Origin of the sequence: Calidithermus terrae (assembly GCF_003574345.1) — a bacterium.
Taxonomy (GTDB): Bacteria; Deinococcota; Deinococci; order Deinococcales; family Thermaceae; genus Calidithermus; species Calidithermus chliarophilus.
This window is the reverse complement of sequence record NZ_QXDL01000401.1, coordinates 1-1,576: the sequence shown is the minus strand read 5'-3', so window position 1 is coordinate 1,576 and position 1,576 is coordinate 1. Positions and strand designations below refer to the sequence as shown.

Below are 1,576 nucleotides of genomic sequence, written 5' to 3'. Positions count from 1 at the left end.
GCCTCGAGGGGCGGGAGGGGCGTGCCGCCCTGGTCGGCGCCCAGCGCCCCCGGCGCGGCCGTGCCGGCCTGCGGCGCGGCTTTGGTAAAAGCGTAGTAAAAAGGCGCCGGGGTGAAGAACCAGTGGCCCTTTCCGGGGAGGGAGGTGCCCATCACGTCGATGGCGGTGGGCTCGAAGGCCGGGAGCAGGCGGCGCTCGGAGGCGTAGGGCTCGGGGTTGAACACCCCGCCCCAGCGCATCCCGCTGGCGAAGAAGCCGCTGCCCCAGCGCAGGTGGCCGCTGTAGTAGCCGCCGAAGTAGTGCGCGTCGGTGAGGCGGCCCTCCCCCTCGAGCCGCACGTAGGCCCGCAGGTGGTGGGCGAAGCACTCCAGCACCAGCACCTTGCGCCGCCAGCGCGAGCCGAGCAGCTCGAGCTCGACCAGCACGCGCTCGCCCTCGCTGCGGACCCTGGGTGCTTCGATGCGGGCGGTGGTGTCGAGGCCCTCCAGGGCGTGCAGGCTGGGGGCCAGGAAGAGCTCGGCCCAGGGCTGGCCCTCGGCGTCCTCGAGCCGGGCGAAGGGCCGCCCGGCGGGGAGGTGCAGGCGGTAGCCCGGCGCCTCCAGGTGCCAGCCCCCGGCATCCTGGCGGGCCTGGGGCGACGGATGGGTTAAAGGGTCGGTCATGCGGCTTCCTCGGGGGTCCGGCGGGCACGTTGCAGTTTCTTAAATCTTTTAAGATAATAAGGTACACTGTCCCCGCTAAGCAAGTCTCGAGCGCGAGGTGTCCCGCATGGTCAAGCCCCAAACCCCCGAGCTGCGCGACAAGCGCCTGGTCTTCACCCTGGTAGGCCACGCCCACATCGACCCGGTGTGGCTGTGGGACTGGCGCGAGGGCTACGAAACCGTCAAGGCCACCTTCCGCAGCGCCCTCGACCGGCTCTCGGAGAACCCCGACATGGTCTTCGTGCACTCCTCCGCCGCGCAGTACGCCTGGATGGAGGACCACCCCGCGCTCTTGGAGGAGGTGCGGGCGGCGGTGGCGCGGGGCCAGTGGGAGCCGGTGGGGGGCTGGTGGGTCGAGCCCGACGTCAACATCCCCGGCGGCGAGGCGCTGGTGCGGCAGGGGCTCTACGGGCAGCGCGAGCTCGAGCGCCTGGTCGGGCGCCGCGCCCGTGTGGCCTTCCTCCCCGACTCCTTCGGCCACCCCGCCACCCTGCCCCAGATCTTCCGGGGGATGGGGCTGGAGTACTTCGTGTTCATGCGGCCCGGCGCGGGCGAGATCGAGCTGCCCTCCAACCTCTTCCGCTGGCGGGGGCCGGACGGCTCGGAGGTGCTGGCGCTGCGGGTGGAGTGCTACAACACCAACCCGCTGTTCATCGACTCCTCGCTGGAGCGCAACCTGGCCTGGCGGCCCGGGCACCTGCCCGAGTGGCTGGGCCTCTTCGGGGTGGGCAACCACGGCGGCGGCCCCACCAAAAAGGCCATCGCCTCCATCCGCAAGCTGGCCGAGGACCCCGGCTGGCCCACCCTGCGGCTGGGGAGCCTCGAGCAGCTCTTACAGCGCCTGGGGCGCTTCGAAAACCCCACCCATGCCGGGG

2 protein-coding genes are annotated in these 1,576 nt (G+C 71.8%); one reads left to right on the top strand and one right to left on the bottom strand.

Annotation, left to right across the window (positions count from 1 at the left end):
* On the bottom strand, window positions 1–662 hold a 662-nt coding region (locus Mterra_RS21145), incomplete at its 3' end, for a hypothetical protein (protein ID WP_147373030.1).
* Window positions 663–768: 106 nt separating this feature from the next.
* On the opposite strand from Mterra_RS21145, the gene Mterra_RS21140 reads away from it, so the two are divergent.
* Window positions 769–1,576, top strand: an 808-nt coding sequence (locus Mterra_RS21140; RefSeq protein ID WP_476727204.1) for a glycoside hydrolase family 38 N-terminal domain-containing protein, incomplete at its 3' end; no start/stop codon positions are given.